The following is a 22499-nucleotide window of genomic DNA, read 5'->3' as shown; positions in this document are numbered from 1 at the left end:
GTGTCGCGGGGCCGGTAGAGGCACAGAGATGGAGGCGACCGGCTTCAATGTCGTGGCACTGCGCGAGGTCATCAGGCTCCGCAGCATCGCGTCGGCCCACCGAATTGAGATGGAGGCCACCGTCAGCACCTACAAACAGATGCTGCGGATAGGGACAGTCGGGATACTCGCAGACAGGCAGGAATTTTCCCTACTAAACTAACTCAGAAATTCTGTTTGCGAGGCGGAATGTTAAATCATTCCCATAAACTTTAACGTCATCAACGGCGAAAACCGCTACATATCCGCGCCTTTTAAAAGAACGTTGATCAGCGGATACCTTATCTTTTGTTAGGATGACACGGCCACGCCTTATTGCTCCAATCAATTCATCCCATTTTTTCTCGCCAGGGATCGCCTGTGGGTCATGGTAACGATTGCCTGCCACCCAATGCTGGTGGACGCAGGGAAGCCTTTCGCCATCCACGTCGGCAAACCAAGAACCACGCTGACCGATAGCTTTTACCTTCGCCATCGAAGCCTCCGAGCCCGTCATTCAAAGGCACCTGATCACCCCTCATCGTCGCATGGCGATCTGAACGGGCTCAACAACGCAAAGGAGAGCCTCAAAGACGGACGTTCTATTGCGCCTTGGTCAGCGCCCGGCAGTACGACACCGCTGCCCCGACAGCCGCCTCGGCCAACTGAGCGATATTCACCGCCTTCACGCTCCAGTGCCGGAACTCCGTAGGGGTCTTCTCACCTTCGCGGAGCTTCCGCGGCGCCATCCTATGCCCCACCCAAGCTTTCCGAGCGGGATCATAGGTCGCCACCACCTTGAACCGCCTGGAGCCAACCAGGAAGGACAGCTCCACCGCCCCGTCCACCCGGACCTTCAGCCCGTGGCGTCGGTGCTGGTGCTCGACCGTCGGCGCGGTAAGGTAAGCAGCGAGCGCGGCCAGCCCCTGGCGCAGGACTCCCTCCGCCTCCTCCACGGAGAGCCAGCGCTGGCCGCCGGGCATCCGGAAGTGGCGTGAACGCGCGAACCTGTCGAGCGCAGTCTGCGCTCCTACCACCGACCACACTGCCATCGCCGCCGGCGAGGCGCCGCCGCCAAGCGCGTCCATGGCTGCGAAAACCCAACGTCGGGCCTCCTCGGCCTCGGTGCTGGGTATCTTCTCGGCGACCATCTCGCCGCCGCGCACCAAGGCGTAGTCGGTGCCCTTCCCCAGGGCGAAGTCGGCGGTAACGAATTGCTGGGCAAACAACTCCCCGGCAGCGGCCTGGACGGCGTCAATCTGCCGGGCCGCGACGAGTTGCTGGAGCGGCGTTCTCACCTCGCCGGCCGGCGCACCGACGTAGCCGTCCGAATCGTCGAGCGTGTTCCGGCGCTCACCGCTGCTGCCCTCACGCACGAACGGAATAACCAGCGCCGGGCCGTCGGTGGACTTGGCGCACAGGTGGTGCAGCGGCGAGGCGGTGGCGGCCTCAGCGAGTCGCTGGCGATCTCGGCTCTCCGCAACCTGGGCATCAGCGGCCCGCGCGGCACGGCGGCCGGCGAGCGAGGCCTGCACCTCCTTGGTCACGTCGATCACCCGCGGCCAGTCGACGGAGCCGTCGAGACGGAAGAACCGGCTCCATCGCCGGGCGTCGGCGTCTCCCTCATGCTCCGGATCGGTCATCTCGAAGGTCGGCGGAAACCCGAGGTCGGCGCGGCGATGCGCCAGCCGGTCGACGTCGGGAATGCGGATCGCGGACAGCGTGTCTGGGGCCAGGCGGTCGCCACCGGTCCATTCGCCATCGCGCTCGGTCGCGGACTCGGCGCGCTCCAGGATCGCCGCCGGCACAATGAACGGACCTGCGGGATCGGCGCTCAGATCGGCCAGCGCGGAACGAGCATAGGCAGAACCCTCCCGACAGATCGCCGCGGCGGCGCGGAAGCTGATCGCGTCGAGGCGGGCGGCGTTGCGCGAGCCGTGCACCCAAGGGAAATTGCGCGCCACCCAGACGTTCAGGTTCGCTGCGATGCCGTCACGGCGTTCGGCTTCGCGCTCCAGTTCCCGGGCCTTGCGGCGTAGACGGTCCTGCATGCTCCGCCAGAAGGTCCGGCACCACTGCATGGCGTCCGGTTCGGCCTGGACGAGCTGGTCACCAGTCGGGACCGGCACGGCGGTGGCGGCTTCGAGCAAAGGGACAGAAGGTGGAGCGTCGAGCTTGCTCATGATCCGAAATGATTTGAGAGACCACCGCAAGGATAGCCTCCTCCGAGTCGCGGACGAACAACGACGCATCTCGCCAGACCACTAAAATTCAATTTTCCTCGACAGATCCTTGCCTCGGGAAGTTTCCTCACTCAAACCCCATCTCCAAGGCAGCGGCGTGGGGCCGAATTTCGCCGGGGCGGCGGGGCGAGGGGTGACGCCGTGCCGGGGCCGGTTCACCTCCTGTGCCGGCACCGTGCCGGCTGCACCGACGTGACCAGAATTCTGCATGCTGGGTCAACCAGTTGTCCGGCTGTGAGGTGTGCCGGTTGGCGTGCTGCCTCTGTGCCGGATTCGTGACGGCCGTGACGTTTTATCGCCGTTTCGGTGGTGCTGGCGGTGGAGCCGGCGGTGGTTGACCGGTCACACAGAAATCGGCAATTCCTCTTTTACTTCAGGTGATTCGGTGGTGTGAGCCGTGGTGGTTGTGGCGGTTGGAGGCATGGGAGACCGGCCAGAGGGATATCCCAGGACATAAGGCAAGTCCGCTGAGGGACCAAAGCGGGACCGCAGGCATCAGTCCCGCGGCGGCTGGAGGTCCAAGACGAGTTGCACTTGACGGCGACCGCGGCGGCGTGGGGGTTTGGGGCGCGCCGACGGCATGACCAAGGCGGAGCCGATGGGGAATGCGCCGATGACCAGTTCGCCCTTGCGGCCTTCGGGACCGGCCGGGGCAGCACGATCCGGTGGTGATGGGAAATTGCCAGTCAGGATCTCGGCATTAAACCGGAACCGCTCGCGCTCACGAAGCTCTTGCAATGTTGTGACGCGACCATAACGGGGTGGCATCCTGTTGCTGCTCTTGTTTGCCATGTGACGATTCCTCTACCGAAGTCAGCAGGTCAATGAGCCTCTGGCGCGGGCCGTTGCCTAGATCAGTGCGGCCAGCGGCAAAATTCGAGAGCGTAGAGCGTTCGACACCTACGGCTCTGGCGATGCCTGAGACGCCGCCGCGTCCGAGATCCAAAAGGCGGGATTTCAGGGCACAGCGGAGGGTGTCATCTGGAGGAACGACCACGGGCTGTGTCTCGAGATCGAAGGCGGTGGCGGTAAACGTTTGTCCATCGCCGGGCGGTTCGCTGTGGGGGGCCAAGATATATATAGCGGTTCCCGCATAGGGTACTTCGTTTAGTGATTGATTTTGCATGGTTTCTGAATCGTCGGAGTTCCCTACGCGGGAACCGTTTAAGTTCCCTACGCGGGAACTTGCGTTCCGTTTATCTCCCGCCGACCGTTTAGACCGTTCACTCCGCCCCACACGCGAGGCTGATCGGGCTTCAGTTGCAGTTCTCTCAACCTCTCTGGCCATTTCAGCCGTGATCGTCTTCCACTCGTTGCTTGGCGCCACATAGTACGAGCGCTCCCCAGGCCGTCCTTTAACGCTCGAATGATAAAAGGTAAGCCGGTAAAGGCTGGCGTGGTTCTCCACCACACCCTTTTGCCCTCCCTGCTGAACCTCAATTAGCCGCAACCCCTCGGCTTCTTGTATGGTTGCCTTGATGTATTTTCGGGGAATCCCGAATCTATCAAGCTGATCGTAAGTGGCCTTCAACTTCCCGTTTTCATAACCACCATGGGCCATGTGTTCGATTTGCAAGAACTCGATAAGGCGAACACAGTAAATCGACCGAGCTCGCCATGCCGGCGAACTCATCAATTCTGTTGACGCCCAGACCCAAGCTTGATCGCTAGGGGGGCCGCCGACATCCTTGATCTTCGGACTTAAAGGCTTTCCCATCGCACCATTCCTTCACGACCAGCGCCCCACCGCGCCCGGTGGGGTTTCGGCCAACTCTTTGAAATTGCGAGAAGGCGGCGGTCTGAGTTCGACCACAGTCCGGCCGCAGTTCGCCCACAGTCGATGTGACTGGGAGCAAACTTCCGGCTGGCGGGTGTTGCGCCTGCCCCCATCACAGCAGCCCCCGCCGCCGGGCCTCAGCTTCCGCGTCCTGGAGGCCGGCGATGATCTGCGGGAGCAACGCCACGCCGAACGTGACGCCCTTCTTCGTGGGGCCGATTTCGCTGGTGCTGCGGTACTCGACGAAGGTGCGGAGGTCGCACAGCGGATGGCCGTTGAACTCGGTCAGGGTAACGCGCAGTTCCTCCGCCACGTTCTTCTGGATGGCTGAGATGATTATGTCGGACACAGCTAGGCCTCCCTGCTTATCGTTTTACGGGGCGCCGAGGAAGATTAGCCACGTACTTCTCCAGAGAATTAGTCAAAATCAGCGTTTTGCGCCCAATTTTTACAGCATCAATTTTTCCCTCATTGAGAAGCTCATAAAACTTTGTCGTCCCGACACCAATTTTTGCTTTAGCTTCAGCAACAGTCATAGCGATAGGATTCGTCTGCATTGCAGGCTCCTTTTGCACTTCATGCATATGAATGTTTCGCGGGGTGTTGTTGGATTGCGCTTTAAAGCGCTGGTGTTCGCATGAGTTCAACTATGCGAGTCGGAATCTCGCGGTCAAGCCTCTAGCCACCCCAAATTCCATTTTGTTTTTCGAGAATTTTGAAAACATCAGAAATTCAAGACGTTGAGATTTTCCAGTTGAGGAAGCGCTCTCTTCAGCAACTTAATAATCAATCTGCTATTCTCATGTTTTGCGTGTTTTTGCTCGTTCTCAACATAGTGCGCGAGCTGGAGAACGACTTGGAGATCAAGCCGGAGAAGGACCTGGAGAAGGACCTGGAGAAGGAGCCGCCGTAGGTGCCTAACATTTGCTGCTAAAGTGTCGCTGAGGTTCGCGGCACTTCGCTCTTCATCGGCGCCTGTTGATGGGTTTTTTGATGGGTAACAGAGACATGTCGATATTAACTATTTGTTTTTATTCAAGTGTAAGCGGACACCCCTCCGCCACCGCACTTTCCACATGCAATGAGTAACGCTGCCCGCCGTTGAGCATCTTTTTTCAACGCATTGCGCTTGCATTTGGCTTTTTTCAGTCAAATCGGCGCTTGCAACCCCTTGATCCGGGTTCACTCGAAAATCCATACGGTTGTAATGTTTCCTTCAAGGCTATGTGCTTCTCTCGCACTATGGTCGTGGAGGCCGTATGCGGATTTTGGTGGTGGATGATTCGCGCATGGCGCGCACGGTGCTCTGCCAGCAGCTTGAAGGCTTCGGCCATCAGACGGCCTTCGCCGAAAGCGGTCAGGCGGCGCTGGCCCGCTGCCGCGATGAGCCCATCGACATCGCGCTCGTCGATTTCCGTGTTGGCGAGATGGAGGGCGTGGAGATCTGCTGGCATCTGCGCGCGGCCCAGCGGGAACGGCACCTCTACCTGATGCTGATGATCCCCGGCAGCATCACCAATCAGTTCTTCGAGGTCGTGGAGAACGGCGCCGACGAGTTCCTGCGCAAGCCGCTGGACCTGACATGGCTGCGCGCCCGGCTGCTCGCCGCCTCCCGCGTGGTCGACATGCAGCGCCAATTGGAACGGCTGGCCACCACCGATTCCCTGACCGGGGCGCTGAACCGCGGGCGCTTCATGGCGCGGGCCGCCGACGAGGTGGCGCGGGCGCAGCGCAGCGGCCAGCCGCTGTCGGCGATCATGCTGGACATCGATCATTTCAAGAAGGTCAACGACACCTACGGCCACGCCACCGGGGACGAGGCGATCCGCAGCGTGGTCCGTGTCTGCCGGTCCCTGGTGCGCGGCGCCGACGTCCTGGGCCGGCTGGGCGGCGAGGAGTTTGCCATCCTGCTGCCGGAGACGCCGCCGCAGGGTGCGGCGCTGCTGGCGGAGCGGCTGCGCCGGGCGCTGGCCGAAACAGACGTGCGGATCGCCAACGGCGCCGGGTCCGTCCTCTCCTTCACCGTCAGCATTGGAGTCAGCGCGCTGCGGCCGGCCGAGACCAGCATCGCCGCGGTGCTTGCCCGGGCGGACGAGGCGCTGTACCGCGCGAAGAACGGCGGCCGCAATCGGGTGGTCTGCGACGCGGCACCGTGATCCGGTGTGCGCAGCCCGTCAGCCGCCCGGCACCAGCCAGGGCCGCGCCGCGGCGTCGGCGCGGTCGAAGGCGTCGATGGCGTCCTGGTGGCGCAGCGTCAGGGCCACGTCGTCGAGGCCCTCGATCAAGCATTCCTTCTTGAACGGGTCGATGGGGAAGGCCAGCGGGCGGCCGTCCGGACCGGTCAGGGTCTGGGCCGGCAGGTCCACGGTGACGGCGGCGCCCGGCGTCTCCTGCAGCTGGCGGCGCAGCTCCGCCACCGTTTCCTCCGGCAAGGTGATGGTCAGCAGGCCGTTCTTGGCGGCGTTGGCGGCGAAGATGTCGCCGAAGCTGGGGGCAACGACGCAGCGGAACCCACCGTCCACCAGCGCATAGACCGCCCCCTCCCGTGACGACCCGCAGCCGAAGTTGCGGTCGGTCACCAGCACGCGGGCGCCCACATAGGCGGGGTCGTCCAGCGGAAAGCCCGGCTTGCGCTCGTCACGGAGCAGGAAGTTGCCGTAGCCGGCGCTGCGTGGCTTCTTCAGGAAGCGCGCCGGGAGCAGCTGGTCGGTGTCGATGTTGGCGATGTCGAGCGGCACCGCCGGCGCGGTCAGCGTGACGAAGGGGTCCATCCTTACGAAGCTCCCAGCTTGCGGACATCGGAGAGGCGCCCCGTCACGGCGGCGGCGGCGGCCATCGCCGGACTCATCAGATGTGTGCGGGCGTTCGGACCCTGACGGCCTGGAAAGTTGCGGTTGGTCGTGGAGGCGCAGCGCTCCCCGGCCGGAACGAGGTCGCCGTTGATGCCGACGCACATCGAACAGCCGGGCTCGCCCCATTCCAGGCCCGCGTCGATGAAGACGCGGTCCAGCCCCTCCGCCTCGGCCTGACGGCGCACCGGGACCGAACCAGGGACGACCAGCCCCGGCACCACGGCGCGGCGGCCACGCAGCACGGCGGCGGCGGCGCGCAGGTCCTCCAGCCGGGCGTTGGTGCAGGAGCCGATGAAGACGCGGTCGATGCCGACCTCCTCCAGCCGCGTGCCGGGGGTCAGCCCCATGTAGTCGAGCATCTTGCGCATCTGGCCGGCGCGCACCGGGTCGCTCTCGGCACCGGGATCGGGAACCGCGCCGGTGACCGGTACCGCGGTCTCCGGGCTGGTGCCCCAGGTGACCGACGGGGCGATGGTGGCGGCGTCGAGCGACACCTCGCGGTCGAAGGCGGCATCCGGGTCGCTGGGCAGGGTGCGCCAATGCTCGACGGCGCGGTCGAACAGGGCGCCTTTGGGGGCGTAGGTCCGCCCCTCGATCCAGGAGAAGGTGGTGTCGTCAGGGGCGATCATGCCGGCCCGCGCGCCCGCCTCGATCGACATATTGCAGATGGTCAGCCGGCCTTCCATCGACAGGCCGCGGATGGCGCTTCCCGCGTATTCGATGACGTGGCCGGCCGCCCCGTCGGCGCCGATGAAGCCGATCACCGCCAGGATCAGGTCCTTGGCCGTTACATGCGCACCCAGCGTCCCGCCGATGGTGACGCGCATGGTCCTGGGCCGGCGCTGCCACAGCGTCTGGGTCGCCAGCACGTGCGAGACCTCGGTGGCGCCGATGCCGAAGGCGAGCGCCCCGAAGGCGCCGTGGGTCGAGGTGTGGCTGTCGCCGCAGACGATGGTCAGGCCCGGCAGGGTCAGCCCCTGCTCCGGCGCCAGCACATGGACGATGCCCTGCGCCGGGTCGTGCAGGCCGAAGTGGCGCAGGCCGTGGCGCCCGGCGTTCGCCTCCAGCATCGTCACCATGTTGGCGATCTCGGAGTCGGCGATCGGCTTGGCGCGGCTGTGCGAGGGCACATAATGGTCGGCGACGGCGAAGGTCAGCTCCGGCCGGCGCACCGGGCGCTTGGCGTGGTCGATCATGCCGAAGGCGTGGAACGAGCCCTCGTGCAGGAAATGGCGGTCGATGGCGAGCAGCGCCTGACCGTCCGGCCGGGTCGCCACCAGATGGGCGTCCCAGACCTTGTCGAACAGGCTGCGGGGGGACTGCGTCATGGGGTGCTTTCCTCCTTTACGGCGCCCGCGGCGGCTGTTCCGGCGATGCGCCCCAGCGCCACCGCGGTCAGCAGCCCGTTGCCGGACAGGTAGCCGGACGCCTTCGATCCCGACACGCCGCAGGCGGCCCCGCCGGCGGCGTAGAGGTTGGGCAGCGCCCCGCCCTGCCCGCTCAAGACGCGCGCATCCTCATCCACGACCAGCCCGCCCTGGGTGTGGAACAGGGCGCCGGTGACGCGGACGGCGCGGTAAGGGGCGACCAGCGGCGCCGAACCGGTGAATTCCCGGCCGAAGCCGTCGGTCCCGCCCACAGCCTTCAACCGGTCAACCTCGGCTAGCGTGGCGGTCAGCGTCGCCGCGTCGACCTTCATCAGACGGGCCAGGTCCGCCGGGCTGTCGGCGCCGAGCACCGCGCCCATCGCCTCGGCCTGCCGGAAATCCTCGAACTGGCGGGCAACGGCGGCGATGCGCTCGTCGAAGACGGTCCAGGCGATGCCGTCGGGCTGACGCAGCACCACGGCGGCCTGCTCCGAATAGCCCTGCGCCTCGTTGGAGAAGCGCTGGCCTGCGCTGTTCACCTGCACGCCGCCTTCGGTGACCGTCGCCCAGGTGACCAGGATGCCGGCGGGATGGGCGACCGAGCCGTGGCCCTGATGCCCCGACAGGTGGCGCGTCGCCGCCCCCAGCGCCTCGCCCCAGAGCAGCGCGTCGCCCTGGTTGCCGGGATGGCCGAAATAGAGCGCGTCGGCCAGCTCCGGCACATGGCGCTCGACCAGCGCCCGGTTGCCGCCATAGCCGTTGCAGGCCAGGATCAGGGCGGCGCAGCCGACCCGCTCGACGCTGCCGTCGGGCCGGGTCACCTCCACGCCGCGCACGCGCGGGCCGTCGGCGTGGAGCGCGGTCACCTGGGCCTCGCACAGCACGTCGATGCCGGCGGCCTCGACGGCACCGCGCAGCCGGTCGATCAGCTCCGCCCCCGACCGGCTGGGCAGCCCGTGCATGCGCCGGGCGCTGTGGCCGGGATAGGTGAAGTTGTCGACCACCGAGAACGGCAGGCCGTAGCGGTCGGCCAGCCATTCCAGCGCCGGGCCGACCGCGCGGGCGACGCGGGACACGTCCGCCGGCTCGGGCTCCCCCTTCGCCTTGGCGATGATGTCGGCGGCGAAGCGCTCCGGGCTGTCCTCGATCCCGGCGGCGCGTTGCCAGCGGGTGCCCGGCGCCGGGATCAGCCCGGCCGACAGGGCGGTGGAGCCCTGGGGGAGCGCGTCGCGCTCCAGCACCAGCACCTCCGCTCCGCGTTCATGGGCGGCGAGCGCAGCGATCATCCCGGCCGCACCGCCGCCGATCACGACGACGGGCACCGTGAATTCGAACGTCACCCCGTCGGCGGGCAGGATGCGGCTCATGGCGCGGACAACTCCTCCAGCATCGCCGCGACCGTCGCCACCCGGCAGACCGGGCGCAGGGCGGCGACCGAGACGTCATGGACCTGCGGCGTGAAGGCGGCGCAGCCGTCCTCCAGCAAAATGGTGTCGAAGTCGCGGACATGGGCGTCGCGCACGGTCGAGGCGACGCCGCCGTTGGTGACGATGCCGCAGACCAGCAACCGCTCCACCCCGCATTTCCGAAGCACCCACTCCAGCCGCGACATGTAAAAGGCGGAGTAGGCGATCTTCTCGACCTCGACGTCGACGGGCTGGAGCGTGTCCACCGTGCGGTGCCCCCAGCTTCCCGGCTGGAAGTCGCCCTTCGCCAGGAAGGGGCGAAGCGCCTTCAGGTGGGGGGAGATCATCGGCTCGCCGCCGCGGCCCGGCACCAGCGTGAAGTTGGTGGAGATCACCCAGCCGCCGCGCGACCGCAGAAGGTCGGCCAGCGGCTTCACCCGCTCCGGCAGGGCCAGGATGTCCGGCGCCGTCTGGCCGGCGCGGCCATAGGCCCCCTCCGGGTGGAGGAAATCATTCTGCAGGTCGCAGACCAGCAAGGCGGTCTGTTCCAAAGGAATGGCAGTGCCGCTCATCGGGCGCTCCTTTCCACGATGACGTTGCCGTAGCCGTCGACGCGGGCGCTGAGGTCGGGGTCGATGACGGTGGTGGCGTCCGGCTGCTCCAGGATCGCCGGACCCTGGATGTGGGCGCCGACCGGCAGGTCGAGGCGGTTGTAGACCGCCGTCTCGTACCACGCCCCGTCGAACCAGACGGGGCGCGAGCCGGCGTGGGCGCCCTCCACCGTCGTGCCGGCGGCCGGGGCCAGGGCGGCGAGGTCGAAATGCGGGCGGCGGCCGATGGCGGCGGTGCGCAGGTTGACGATCTTGGCGCCGACGCCCGGCAGCAGCCGGCTGAAGGACGCTTGATAGGCGCGCTCGAAGGCGGCGCGGATGGTCGCCTCGTCGACACCGGTGGTCCCGTTCGCCACCGACACCGGCAGCGGCACGGCGACCGTGTGGGTCTGGCCGATGTAGTGCATGTCGAGTTCGAAGACGAGGTCGATGCGCTCGACGCTGAGGCCGGCGGACTCCACCACGGCGCGGGCGGCGGTCGCCTCCTCCACCATGCGGCGGTCGAGCGACGCGGCGTCGATGCCGGCCAGCGGCAGGTTCACCGTCTGCACCTGATCGTGGCGGATGTCGGCGATGACGCAGCCGAGCGCCGAGGTCACGCCGGGGAAGCGCGGCACCAGCGCCGCCTTCAAGCCGACCTCCTTGATGAGGGCGCCGACATGCAGCGCGCCGCCGCCGCCGAAGGGCACCGCGGCGAACTTGGCCGGGTCGTGGCCGCGCTCGATGGAGACGAGGCGGATGGCGCCGGCCATCTTGCTGTTGGCGATGCGCACCACCGCCTCCGCCGCCGCCATGACGTCGAGACCCAGCGGCTCGGCGACGTGGGTGGCGATGGCGGTGCGGGCGGCGTCGACGTCCAGCCGAGCGAGCTTGCCGCCGATCGGACGCTCCGCGTTGATGCGGCCGAGCAGCACGTTGGCGTCGGTCAACGTCGGGCGGCTGTTGCCCTGGCCGTAGCAGACCGGCCCCGGCCGCGAACCGGCGCTCTCCGGCCCGACCTGGAGCATGCCGCCGGGATCGACCCCGGCGATGGAGCCGCCGCCGGCGCCGATGGTGGTGATCTCGATCATCGGCGTGCGGACGACCAGACCGAAGTCGATGGTGGTCTGTGCGGCCAGCATGGTTTGACCCTCCACCACCAGCGACACGTCGAAGCTGGTGCCGCCGAGGTCGCCGGTGATGACGTTGGGGAAGCCCGCCGCCTTGGCGATCGCCGCCGCGGCGATGACGCCGGCCGCCGGCCCCGACAGGGCGGTGCGCACCGGCAGCCGCCGCGCGGTGTCGGTGGACATGACGCCGCCGTTCGACTGCACGATGTGGAAGCGGCCGCCGAACCCCTCCCCGGCCAGCGCGTTGTCGAGCTTGGCGAGGTAGCTGCCGACCACCGGCTGGAGATAGGCGTTCAACGCGGTGGTCGAGGTGCGCTCGAACTCACGGATCTCCGGCAGGATGCGCGAGGAGCATTCGAGGTTGGCGTTGGGCCAGACCGCGCGCGCCGCCTCCAGCGCCGCCAGCTCGTTGGCCGGGTTGGCGTAGGCGTTGATGAAGACGATGGCCAGCGCCTCCGCCCCCATCGCGGCCAGCCGGCGGGCAGCGTCGCGCACCTCCTCCGGATCGACGGCGGCGCGAACCGTGCCGTCGGCCAGCGTGCGCTCCGCCACCTCCAGCCGCAGGTCGCGGTCAACGACCGGGACGAAGTCGCCCCACAGGCCCCAGGTCTGGCGGCGGTCGCGGCGGCGCATCTCCAGCACGTCGCGGAAGCCGGCGGTGGTGATGAGACCGACCTTGGCGCCCTTGCGCTCCAGCAGCGCGTTGGTGCCGACCGTGGTGCCGTGGACGATCGACCCCAGCTCGGCGACCGCGCCGAAGCTCTGCAGGCCGGCGAGAAAGCCGACCGCCTCGTCGCCGCGGTTGGACGGGACCTTGGCGGTGCGGAAACTGCCGCGCGCCTCGTCGTAATGGAACAGGTCGGTGAAGGTGCCGCCGACGTCGACGCCGACGATTGCACCCGTGGAGATGCCGTTGCTCATGATCTTGGTCCCGGATTCGTCAGGCGGCGGAGGATTCGCGGAGCGCCGCGGTGGCGGCGACGTCGAGCGTGCCGTCGTCAGTCAGCGCCACGCCGTAGGCGCCGCGCGCGGCCTCGGCGCCGAGGTAGCCGAACCGCACGTCGCGGGCCACGGCCGCGGCGTCGCGCCGCTTCGGATCGCCCCAGCCGCCGCCGCCCGGCGTCTCCAGCCGCACGCGCTGGCCGTCGCGGATCTTCACGTCGGTGACCTTGGAGGCGAGCGGCGGCGACTTCTCGCCCTCGTCGCTCTGCCAGACGAAGCGGTTCAGCGCCGCAGGCGTGCCGCCGGCCACCCCGAAGGGGGCGAAGACGCCGCGCTCGCCGAGCAGGAAGACGTCGGCGGCGGTCAGCGCCTCGATCTCGTAGACGGCACCCAGCCCGCCGCGGTGCAGGCCGGCGCCGGCGGAGTCCGGGCGCAGCGCCCATTGGGTGAACATCACCGGATAAGCGGCTTCGAGGATTTCCACCGGCGGGATGGTGGCGGTGGAGATCGGGTTGTTGGCGTGGTTCAGCCCGTCGCTCTCCGGGTTGCCGCCCAGGCCGCCGCCGAAGAAGGAGAACATGACCCAGCGCGAGCCGTCCGGACGGTGGCCGGCCAGCGACAGCGCGTTGATGGTGCCGAAGGGGGCGGCGGTGGCGCGGGCCGGGTCGGCCAGGGCGAGCGCGCCGAACACCACGCCGATGACGCGCAGGATGGTCTCGGTGTAGCCGCCGACCGGCTTGGGCGGCTTCACCGCCAGCAGCGTCGTCTCGGGGATGACGAAGGTGATCGGGTTGAGGCAGCCGGCGTTGGCCGGCACGTCGGTGAAGACGTGCTTCAGCGCGACGTAGCAGCAGGCCACCGCCGTGGAATAGGCGATGTTCAGCGGCCCGGCGCAGGGTGCCGAGGAGCGGGAGAAATCCAGCACCATGCGGTCGCCCGCGATGGTCAGGTCGAGCGCGATCCGCAGACGGTCGGCGGTGACGCCGTCGTTGTCGAGATAATCCTCGAAGCTGTATGTGCCGTCGGGCAGCTTGGACAGCGCGCTGCGCATCAGCGCCTCGGCCCGCGCGGTGAAGGCATCGAAGGCGGCGGCGACGGTCGCCTCGCCATGCTCGTCCAGCAGCTCGGTCAGGCGGCGCACGCCGAGGTCGAGCGCGTTGAGCTGCCCGTTCAGGTCGCCGTAGTTGGACACCGGCACGCGGGAGTTGGCGGCGAGGATCGCCAGCAGGTCGTGGTTCATCACCCCGGCCTTGACCAGCTTCACCGGCGGGATGCGCACGCCTTCCTGGAAGCTGTCGGTGGCGCGGGCGTTGAAGTTGCCCGGCACGTTGCCGCCGATGTCGAGCCAATGGCCGACCGAGGCCATCCAGCAGAACAGCCGGCCCTGGCGGAAGATCGGCCGCACCAGCCGGAAGTCGTTCAGGTGGGTGCCGCCGTCATAGGGGTCGTTGAACAGGAAGATGTCGTCGGGATGCAGGTCGCCCTCCCGCGCCACCTTGTCGATCACCGCCTTGACCGCGAAGGCCATGGCGCCGACGAAGATCGGCAGGCCGTTGGTGCCCTGCACCAGCGTGGCGCCGGTCTCGGCGTGGTAGAGGCCGTGGCAGGCGTCGCGCGCCTCGGCGATGATCGGGTTGAAGGCCGAGCGGTAGAGCGTCGCGTCCATCTCGTCGGCGATCTGCTCCAGCCGGCCCTTGAGGACGGCCAGCGTGACGGGGTCGATGGTGGTGTTTTGGTTGGTTTTCTGAATGGTCATGCCGCGTCCTCCTGATTGGCGGAGGTGAAGTCCTTATAGGTCTCGCCGAGCGCCAGCATCTCCGGCGTGCCGATGAGATCGTTCAGCGCGTTGAAGTCGAACATGCGGTCGCGGAAGGGCTGGGTGGTCCCATGCTGCGCCAGCGACGCGTAGTAGTCCTGCGCCTGCCGGGCCAGCGCCCGCACGATGCCGCCGGGGAAGATCACCAGCCGGTAGCCGAGATCGCCGAGATCGGCGGCGGAGCTGATCGGCGTCTGCCCGCCCTCCACCATGTTGGCGAGCAGCGGGCGGATGCCGCCGAGGTCGGTGGCGATGGCGGAGAGCTGCTCCCGGCTCTTCGGCGCCTCGACGAACAGCACGTCGGCGCCGGCCTCGACGTAGAGCCGGGCACGGTCGAGCGCCGCCGGGACGCCCTCCACCGCCACCGCGTCGGTGCGTGCGATGATCAGGGTGCCTTCGCTGGTCCGGGCATCGACCGCCGCCTTGATCTTGCCGGCCATCTCGCCGGCCGGGATCACCGCCTTGTCGGTCAGGTGGCCGCAGCGCTTGGGAAAGCTCTGGTCCTCAAGCTGGAGCGCGGTGGCGCCGGCACGCTCGAACATGCGCACGGTGCGCTGCACGTTCAGCGCGTTGCCGTAGCCGGTGTCGGCGTCGACCACCAGCGGCGTCGGCACGCGGTCGCGCACCAGCGCGATGGTGTCCGCCACCTCGCTGACCGAGACCAGCCCGATGTCGGGCCGGCCGAGCCGGGTGTAGGCGATGGCCGCACCCGACAGGTACAGCGCCTCGAACCCCGCCGCCGCCGCCAGCGAGGCGGTGAAGGCGTCGTAGACGCCGGGGGCCAGAACGACGCGGTCCTCGGAAAGCCGCTGTTTGAAGGTGAGGTCGGGTCGGGTCATTTCAGACGCTCCCCCCGGCGGCGGCGGGCGCCGACAGAAGCCGGGTCAGGGTTGAAAGGTCGGCCGCGCAGTCGATCGACGCGACGCAGTCGGCAATGGCGGCGGCGTGGGACGAACCCCAGACCGGACCGGCGAGGTCGGCGAACTTGGCGCGCACCTCCTCCGGGCTGTAGGGGTCCTCGGTGTCGCCCTTGTTGGTCAACGCCTCGGCCTCGAAGCGCCGGCCGTCGGCAAGGGTCAGGCGGACGCGGGCCGGGCGCAGGCCGGGAAGGCGGGCGGTCAGGCCGCGGTCCTCGCGCACGGTCACCCGGCGGGCAAGCGCGCGGGTCGCCGCGTCCTGGCGGGCACCGTCGCGGAAGGCATCGGGGGTGGCGGCGCCGTTGGCGAGGAAGGTCGCCAGGGCGAAGGGCAGCGAGAATTTCGCCGCCAGCATGTTCTTCGGCTCAGGCCCGTCGAGCTGGGCGGCCCAGACATATGTGTCGACTTCGATCGCCGCGACCTCCGCCGGGTCGATCCGCCCGCCGGCCCGCGCCACGATGTCGCCCAGCGCGTCGAGCGCGCCGTGGGTGTAGCGGCAGGCGGCGTGGCGCTTGAAGTAATTGCGGGCGATCTCCCAGCGTTCGCCCAGCTTCTCGACCATCAGCTCCGGCCGGAAGTCGGTGGCGATCACGCCGCCGAACACGCTGCCGATGCCGTCGGTCTCGCCGATGATGCCGCTCGCCGCCAGGTCCCAGGCGGTCAGGCCGAGCTGGTTCGACACCCCGGCGTAGGCGTTGCGCACCGTGCCGCCCTCCAGCATCGTCCGCCGGCTGGTGGCGAGGCCAAGGGTGGAGGCGATGTTGAGCGTCTCGATCATCATCGCCGCGTCGGCCCGGTTCAGATGGGCCACGCCCAGCGCCGCCCCGGCGGTGCCCCAGGTGCCGTGCGGGTGGGTGGTGACCAGCAACTTGGCGGCGATGCCGATGCGCGACCCGATCTCGTAGCCGAGCGCCAGCGCGGTCAGCAGGTCGGCGCCGGACGCCTTCAGGAGCGGGCCGGCGGCGAGAAGGGCCGGCACGACGTGGATCGCCGGATGGCCGCGGGCGTACTGGTTGCCCTCGTCCAGCTCCAGCATGGTTCCGGCCAGACCGTTGAAGAAGGCGGCGGACCCGGCGGCGAACCCGCGGCCGCTGCCGATGGCCGCGCAGTCGCCGGCCCCGCCGGTCTCGGCGAGGCGGGCGGCGAGCGCGCGGCATTCCGGCTCCTGCATCCCGGCGGCGATCACGCCGATGCAGTCGAGAAGCACCAGCTTCGCCCGCTCCACCACCGGGGCCGGCAGGTCGGCAAAGGTCAGGCCGGCGGCGAAGGTCCCCCAACGGTCGAGCCAGGACGGGCGGGCGGCGGCGAGCAGCGCGCTCGCCGGCTTCACGTCATAGGACAGGCTTGTCATGTCACCGCTCCCGAGCGGACGGCCCCTAGAGGCCGAGATAGGTGCGTTTCAGTTCGGGGTCGCGCGCGATCTCGTCGGACGGTCCCGACAGCGCGAAGACGCCGTTTTCGAGGATGTAGGCCCGGCGGGCGACCTCCAGCGACTGGACGACGTTCTGCTCGACCAGCAGGATCGCCAGCCCGCCCGCGTTCAGCTGGCGGATCAGCCCGAACATCTCCTCGACCACCAGCGGCGACAGGCCGAGCGACGGTTCGTCGAGGATCAGCAGCAGCGGTTCGGCCATCATGCCGCGCCCGATGGCGAGCATCTGCTGCTCGCCGCCCGACAGCGTTCCGGCAAGCTGGCCCTCGCGCTCCTTCAGGCGGGGGAAGGTCGTGAAGATGCGCTCCAGGTTCCGCGCCCGGTTCGGCTTGCCGCGCCGGTAGCTGCCCAGCTCCAGATTCTCGCGGATCGACAGGTTGGGGAAGATCTTGCGGCCTTCCGGCACTTGGATCAGCCCCTCCTCGACGATGCGCGCGGCGGACCGGCCGTCGATGCGGTTGCCGGCGAAGCGGATCTCGCCCGCCCAGGGCGGCAGCACACCGGACAGCACCTTGTTCAGCGTCGTCTTGCCGACGCCGTTGGAGCCGAGAACCGTCACGATCTCGCCGTCCAGCACGCCCATGTCGATGCCGCGCAGAACCTCGGTGGCGCCGTAGCCGGTCTTCAGCCCCTGGATGCTCAGAAGCGCCTCAGCCATGGGTCGCCCCCTCCGCCGCCAGACGGGCGGCGGCGCCGTGGCCGAGATAGGCCTCGATCACGCGGGGGTCGGCGCAGACGACGGCGGGCTTGCCCTCGGCGATCATGCGGCCCTGCGCCAGCACATAGACGCGCTCGCAGAGGTTCATCACCGCCTGCATGACGTGTTCGATCATCAGGATCGTCACCCCTTCGTCGCGGATGCCCCGGATCACCGGGATGATGTCGCGGATCTCCGACGGGTTCAGGCCGGCCAGCACCTCGTCCAGCAGCAGCAGCTTCGGTTCGGTGGCGAGCGCGCGGGCCAGTTCCAGCCGCTTGCGCCCGGCCACCGTCAGCCCGCCGGCCGGCCGGTCCAGCTCGGCCGCCAGCCCGACGCGGCGGGCGACGTCGCGCGCCTTGGCGATGGCGTCGGCGCGCCTGGCGTGGCGCAGATAGGCGCCGACCGCGATGTTCTCGCACACCGTCAGCCCGGCGAAGGGCTGGACGATCTGGAAGGTGCGCCCGATGCCGCGTTCGGCGCGGCGGTGCGGCTCCTCGCCGGTGATGTCGGTGCCCTCAAACAGGATCCGCCCGTCGCTGGGTGCCACGAAGCCGGAGATCATCGAGAACAGCGTCGTCTTGCCGGCGCCGTTCGGCCCGATCAGGCCGATGATGCCGCCGGGTTCCAGCGCGAGCGACGCGTTGTCCACCGCCATCAGGCCGCCGAAGCGCTTGGAGACGGACTCAACGGCCAGCATGGGACACCTCCTTGGCGCCGCGCGTCATCATCCCGCGGCCGCGGTCGCGCAGCCGCTCCAGCAGGCCCAGGATGCCGCCGCGGGCGAAGGCGACGGCCAGCACCAGCACGCCGCCGAAGACGATCAGGTCGATGCCGGGGATGCGGCCGGCGAACTGCTTGGCGAGCTCGCCCAGCCCGTGCAGGGTCAGCGCCCCCACCACCGGCCCGAAGACGGTGCCGACGCCGCCGATGATCGGGGCGAGCAGCAACTCCACCGAGATCCAGCTGCCGTAGGCGATGTGGGCGTCGATGTAGAGGAAATACTGGGCGTAGAGGCAGCCGGACAGCGCTGTCACCGCGCCCGACAGGGCGATGGCGCGCAGCTTCACCTTCAGGGAGTCGACGCCCAGCGCCTTGGCCGCGTCCTCGTTCTCGCGCACGGCGACGAGCTGCGCCCCGAAGCGGGAGCGCTGGATCCAGCGCGTCAGCAGAAGCACGCCGGTGACGAAGGCCAGGACCAGCCAGTAGAAGACGGCGCGGTCGGCGAATTGCAGGTTGGCGGGATGGACGTCCAGCTTGATCAGAAGGCCCGCCGCGCCACCGGTGAAGGCGGTCGCGTTGGCGAGGATGCGGAACACCTCGGCGAAGGCCAGCGTCACCAGCGCGAAGTAGGAGCCACGCAGGCCGGAGCGGAAGCTGAGGAAGCCGATGGTCCAGGCAACCGCTGCCCCCGCCGCCATCGCCAGCAGCAGGCCGGCCCAGGCGTTGACGCCGAAGCGCAGTTGCAAAATCGCCGTCACATAGGCGCCGGTGCCGAAGAAGGCGGCATGGCCGAAGCTGAACTGGCCGCCGAAGCCGCCCAGGATGTTCCAGCCCTGCGCGCCCAGCGCCACGATCAGCGTGAAGACGAGGAAGTTCATCACCGGGCTGGAGGTCACCACCAGCGGCAGCAGCGCGGCGAGGGCGGCCAGGACGACGATCGGGATCAGGTCGCGCGCGGTCATGCCTTGGCTCCGAACAGGCCGGTCGGCCGCACCAGCAGCACGGCGATGAAGATCAGGAAGATGCCGATCTGCCCCAGGCTGTCGCCGAGGAACAGGCCGCACAGGCTCTCCACCACGCCGATGAACAGGCCGCCCAGCAGCGCGCCGGGAAGCGAGCCCATGCCGCCCAGCACCACGACGGTGAAGGCGACCAGCACGAAGGCGCTGCCGATGCGCGGGTTGACGTAGAAGGTCGGCATCAGCAGACCGGCCGCCACGGCGAGGCAGGCGCAGCCCAGCCCGAAGGTGATGGCGTAGACGTGCGGCACGTCGATGCCGACCAGATTGGCGCCCAGCTTTTCCTTGGCGACGGCGCGGATCGCCTTGCCGGTGTCGGTGCGGTTCAGCACCAGCCAGAGCAGCCCGGTCACCACCACCGCCACCCCCAGCCCGATCACCCGCGGGTAGGAGAGCAGCAGCGGCCCCAGCGCCACCACCTGGAACGAATAATCGGTGTCGAGCGTGCGGGTGTCCGACTGGAAGACCGCCAGCAGAACATTCTCCAGCACGATCGACAGGCCGAGCGTGACCAGCAGGATGTTGCCGTCGTCGCCGTGGCTGGCCGGCCCGATGACGAAGCGCTGCAGCCCGTAGCCCAGCACGAACATCAGCGGCACCAGCGGCACGATCACCAGATAGGGGTCGAGGCCGAGCCAGGCCCAGGCGACCCAGACCGCGAACATGGCGCAGGTCAGCAGCGCGCCATGGGCGAAGTTGATGATGTGGAGCACGCCGTAGATCAGCGTCAGGCCGAGGGCGATCAGCGCGTAGACCGCGCCGGTCATCAGCCCGTTCAGCGCCGCTTCCAGGATGATCTGAGGTGAATACATGGCAGCCCGCGCATGAGGGAAATGGTCCCCCCACCCGCCCGGGCGGCCGCTGCGCGGCGGCGCGGGACGGGTGGGGAAAATGCGGGAGGTGCGAAGGCGGCGGGACGGGTTACGCCGCCGGGTAGTTGGCCTTCGATTCCGCGAAGGTTTCGGGGAAGATCACCTTGATGTCCTCGCCCTGGATCTGCGTGTTGATCGGGGTGGCGCCCTCGTTCTGGCCGTTCACGAACTTCGTCGGGCCGTAAGGCATGATATGGCCGGCGAAAGTGGAGCCGTTCAGCGCCTCGATGATCGTCTTGCGGTCGGCGGAGCCGGCGCGCTCGATGGCGTCGGCGAGCAGCAGCACGTTCGAGTAGTTCAGCGGGACGTTGTAGGCGAAGGATTTGCCCTGCGCCTCCACCGCCTTGCGCAGCGCCAACGCCTTCGGATTCTTCGGGTCGTGCCAGTGGTTGCAGTCGATGACGTTCTGGGCCGCCTGCGGAAACTCCTTGACGAAGCGCCCGTTCGACGCCGCCCCGCCCAGCACCGCGTAGACGCCCTTCGGCTTGATGCGCTGCTGCTGCATGGTGCGGGCGAGCAGAACGAACTCGCCGTAGTAGTTGGACGGGATGACGAGGTCCGGGTTCAGCGAGCGGATGCGCAGCGCCACGTTGGACATGTCGCGCGCCGGGGTCGGGTGGGCGATGGTCTCCAGAATTTCAAAGCCGCGCTTGGGCAGTTCGGCCTGCAACAGCTTGGCGAGGCCGGACCCGAACAGGCCGTCCTCATGCACCAGCACGACGGTCTTCGCCGGCTTGCCAGCCAGCTCGTTGATCTTGGTCAGGTTGTCGAGCGCGACCTGGGTGACCTTGCCGAAGCCGGGGCTGAAGCGGAAGGTGTTGGTCAGGCCGCGCGCCATGATCTGATCCGACACGCCGACATCGACCAGATAGGGCAGATCGTAGCGCGCCGCCGCCTGCGAGGCGGCGAGGCAGATCGGGCTGGCGAAGCCGCCGACGATGGCGCACACGCCCTCGGCCTGCATGCGCTCGACCTCCTGCGTTCCGGCCTCCGGCGTGGAGCGGGCGTCGCCGAAGACCATCTCGATCTTGGCGCCGCCCAGCGCCTTGAGGCCGCCCGCGGCGTTGATCTCGTTGATCGCCATCTCGGCGCCGAGCCGGCCGAGGTCGCCGTCGTGGGCGAGCGCGCCGGTCACAGGCTGGAGGATGCCGATCTTCACGGCCGGGGTCTGCGCCCGCAAAATCGACGGGGCGCCCACCGTCGCGAAGGCCGCCGCCGCGCCCGCCGTGAGCACCGTGCGGCGGGAAACGCCGGAGAGTGCGGAGTCCTGAACCGAACGTCCCATAACGCTCAACTCCTCTGCTTGATGGCCCGCGAGCCGCGGGTGGGCTTTTCGCCCGCTTTGTTCTTGTCGATTTTAGCGGTGTCGGATGCGCGCGGCCGGCCCAGCGCCGGGCTCCAGCGCCGCTCCCCGTCGTCGCCGATGCGCACCAGATCCATGTGGAAGCTGTAGCGGTCGGGCCGGTACAGCGCGTGCAGATGCTCCACCCCGCGGCCGGACGGGTCGTGCACGATGCGGGTCAGCGTCAGCAGCGGCGAGCCGATCTCCAGATCAAGCGCCGCCGCCGGCTCCGGCCCGGCCAGCGTGGCGTTGATCGCCTGGGTTGCCCGCTCGGTCTTCACACCCGAGCGTTCGATCAGCTCCAGCAGCGGGCGCGCCGCCAGCTCCGCCTCCGAATAAGTCAGGCCGAGCCATTCCGGCACATGGGTGGTCAGGTAGGAGAAGGGCTCCCCGTCGATCAGGCGCACGCGCACCGACCGCTGGACCCGCTCGCCCGGCTTCAGCCCCAGGCTTTCGGCGATGGCCTCCGGCGGCGCGACGTAGCCGAAGGAGAGCAGCTTCACGTCGGTGCTGCGCCCCATGTCGATCAGGTGCGACAGCACGTTGGAGAGGTCGGCGACGATGGGGCGGACCGCGCGGCTGTCATGGACGAAGGTGCCAGAGCCAGGCTTGCGCTGCACCAGCCCTTCCTTCTCCAGCAGGTCGAGCGCCCGGCGCACGGTCACCCGCGACACCGCGTGCTCGGCGGCCAACGCCGGTTCGCCCGGCAGGCGCCCGCCCGGCGGCAGATCGCCGGCGATGATGCGGTCGCGCAGCAGCAGATAGATCCGGCGCGCCTTCAGCGGTTCGACCGACGACTTCACTGTGCCCCGCCTCCCTCTCGCTGGAAACCGGCGTCTGTCTCTTCATAAGACAGGAACCTGTATGATCGATAATACAGCTTTGGTCAACAGCGATGTTGGGGAAACGGACGATTGGTGCAGGGTCCCTTCAGATTCCGGAGGCGGAAAAGCAAACGGCCCGCCTCGGGAGAGGCGGGCCGTTCGGTGTCGGTCGCTTTTCAACGCGTCAGTGGCTGATCATCCATGGCCTTGCGGTCGGAAAACCCTTGGCCCCGTCGGGGGTGCGCAGCACCGAGCGTCCCTTCTTGCCACTGCCGCAACCGCAGCCCGGCCCGTGCTTGTGCTTCGGCCCGACCTCCGACAGCAGCTTCGGCCGGTCGGCGCTGCGCTCGTTTGTCGCGTGCGCCGTCCGGATAGTGGCCGACAGCGCGGAGAAGGCCGGCGCCATGCGGATCACCCGCGGCGACGACGCCCCGCAGTCGGGACAGGGCTGCGGCAGGCCGCTTTCCGCCATCGGCCGCAGTCCCGTGAAGTCGCCGCAGGTCGGGCACTCGTAATCATACATCGGCATGGC

General features: G+C 68.3%; 21 protein-coding genes. 1 reads left to right on the top strand and 20 read right to left on the bottom strand.

All coding sequences use genetic code 11. From position 1 onward, the window contains the following. Positions 1-193 precede the first annotated feature (193 nt). From FHW79_RS08205 to FHW79_RS08185, 5 genes are all read right to left on the bottom strand, one after another. The gene (locus tag FHW79_RS08205; RefSeq protein ID WP_183178458.1) at positions 194-514 is read right to left on the bottom strand and encodes a hypothetical protein; all 321 of its coding nucleotides are present in this window, start codon (positions 512-514) and stop codon (positions 194-196) included. Between the two features lie 106 nt (positions 515-620). After that, positions 621-2201, bottom strand: coding sequence for a hypothetical protein (locus FHW79_RS08200; protein ID WP_183178457.1), 1581 nt, complete (start codon positions 2199-2201; stop codon positions 621-623). A 781-nt stretch (positions 2202-2982) separates the two neighbouring features. Then, positions 2983-3978, bottom strand: coding sequence for a hypothetical protein (locus tag FHW79_RS08195; protein ID WP_183178456.1), 996 nt, complete (start codon positions 3976-3978; stop codon positions 2983-2985). Positions 3979-4150: 172 nt separating this feature from the next. After that, a complete protein-coding gene (locus FHW79_RS32585) occupies positions 4151-4387 on the bottom strand; it encodes a transcriptional coactivator p15/PC4 family protein (protein WP_149167088.1) in 237 nt (78 codons plus the stop codon). 16 nt (positions 4388-4403) lie between these two features. After that, positions 4404-4595, bottom strand: coding sequence for a helix-turn-helix domain-containing protein (locus FHW79_RS08185; protein ID WP_211102405.1), 192 nt, complete (start codon positions 4593-4595; stop codon positions 4404-4406). Between the two features lie 732 nt (positions 4596-5327). On the opposite strand from FHW79_RS08185, the gene FHW79_RS08180 reads away from it, so the two are divergent. Next, positions 5328-6194: a diguanylate cyclase gene (locus FHW79_RS08180; RefSeq protein ID WP_247884233.1), complete on the top strand. Its 867-nt coding sequence runs from the start codon at positions 5328-5330 to the stop codon at positions 6192-6194. A gap of 18 nt (positions 6195-6212) precedes the next feature. On the opposite strand, the gene leuD is transcribed toward FHW79_RS08180, so the two are convergent. From leuD to FHW79_RS08105, 15 genes are all read right to left on the bottom strand, one after another. Further along, a complete protein-coding gene (gene leuD, locus FHW79_RS08175) occupies positions 6213-6809 on the bottom strand; it encodes a 3-isopropylmalate dehydratase small subunit (protein WP_183178453.1) in 597 nt (198 codons plus the stop codon). A 2-nt stretch (positions 6810-6811) separates the two neighbouring features. After that, complete coding sequence (gene leuC, locus FHW79_RS08170) at positions 6812-8218, bottom strand: 3-isopropylmalate dehydratase large subunit (protein ID WP_183178452.1); 1407 nt, start codon at positions 8216-8218, stop codon at positions 6812-6814. Beyond that, entirely contained in the window at positions 8215-9624 is a 1410-nt protein-coding gene (locus FHW79_RS08165; RefSeq protein ID WP_183178451.1) for an FAD-dependent oxidoreductase, read from the bottom strand. The genes leuC and FHW79_RS08165 overlap by 4 nt, the downstream gene beginning before the upstream one ends. Then, a complete protein-coding gene (locus tag FHW79_RS08160) occupies positions 9621-10235 on the bottom strand; it encodes a cysteine hydrolase (protein ID WP_183178450.1) in 615 nt (204 codons plus the stop codon). Before FHW79_RS08160 ends, FHW79_RS08165 begins: the two co-directional genes overlap by 4 nt. Continuing rightward, complete coding sequence (locus FHW79_RS08155) at positions 10232-12304, bottom strand: hydantoinase/oxoprolinase family protein (protein ID WP_183178449.1); 2073 nt, start codon at positions 12302-12304, stop codon at positions 10232-10234. The genes FHW79_RS08160 and FHW79_RS08155 overlap by 4 nt, the downstream gene beginning before the upstream one ends. Before the next feature lie 19 nt (positions 12305-12323). After that, entirely contained in the window at positions 12324-14081 is a 1758-nt protein-coding gene (locus tag FHW79_RS08150; RefSeq protein WP_183178448.1) for a hydantoinase B/oxoprolinase family protein, read from the bottom strand. Next, positions 14078-14980, bottom strand: a complete 903-nt coding sequence (locus FHW79_RS08145) for an isocitrate lyase/phosphoenolpyruvate mutase family protein (RefSeq protein ID WP_183178447.1) — start codon at positions 14978-14980, stop codon at positions 14078-14080. Before FHW79_RS08145 ends, FHW79_RS08150 begins: the two co-directional genes overlap by 4 nt. 1 nt (position 14981) lies before the next feature. Further along, on the bottom strand, positions 14982-16409 hold the full coding sequence (locus tag FHW79_RS08140; protein WP_183178446.1) for an MmgE/PrpD family protein: 1428 nt from the start codon (positions 16407-16409) through the stop codon (positions 14982-14984). 25 nt (positions 16410-16434) lie between these two features. Then, a complete protein-coding gene (locus tag FHW79_RS08135; RefSeq protein ID WP_183178445.1) occupies positions 16435-17148 on the bottom strand; it encodes an ABC transporter ATP-binding protein in 714 nt (237 codons plus the stop codon). Further along, positions 17141-17887, bottom strand: coding sequence for an ABC transporter ATP-binding protein (locus FHW79_RS08130; protein ID WP_183178444.1), 747 nt, complete (start codon positions 17885-17887; stop codon positions 17141-17143). Before FHW79_RS08130 ends, FHW79_RS08135 begins: the two co-directional genes overlap by 8 nt. Then, entirely contained in the window at positions 17874-18872 is a 999-nt protein-coding gene (locus FHW79_RS08125; RefSeq protein ID WP_183178443.1) for a branched-chain amino acid ABC transporter permease, read from the bottom strand. Before FHW79_RS08125 ends, FHW79_RS08130 begins: the two co-directional genes overlap by 14 nt. Further along, a complete protein-coding gene (locus FHW79_RS08120; protein WP_014197324.1) occupies positions 18869-19741 on the bottom strand; it encodes a branched-chain amino acid ABC transporter permease in 873 nt (290 codons plus the stop codon). Before FHW79_RS08120 ends, FHW79_RS08125 begins: the two co-directional genes overlap by 4 nt. A gap of 109 nt (positions 19742-19850) precedes the next feature. Beyond that, a complete protein-coding gene (locus FHW79_RS08115; RefSeq protein ID WP_183178442.1) occupies positions 19851-21086 on the bottom strand; it encodes an ABC transporter substrate-binding protein in 1236 nt (411 codons plus the stop codon). Positions 21087-21091: 5 nt separating this feature from the next. Further along, entirely contained in the window at positions 21092-21946 is an 855-nt protein-coding gene (locus FHW79_RS08110; protein WP_183178441.1) for a GntR family transcriptional regulator, read from the bottom strand. 205 nt (positions 21947-22151) lie between these two features. Next, positions 22152-22496 (bottom strand): zinc ribbon domain-containing protein, encoded by a 345-nt coding sequence (locus FHW79_RS08105; protein WP_183178440.1) that lies wholly within the window; start codon positions 22494-22496, stop codon positions 22152-22154. Positions 22497-22499 lie beyond the last annotated feature (3 nt).

The organism is Azospirillum sp. OGB3, from assembly GCF_014192915.1.
In the GTDB taxonomy this organism is placed as follows: domain Bacteria; phylum Pseudomonadota; class Alphaproteobacteria; order Azospirillales; family Azospirillaceae; genus Azospirillum.
Note: the sequence above shows the minus strand (reverse complement) of the source record. Positions and strands in the feature narration are given on the sequence as shown.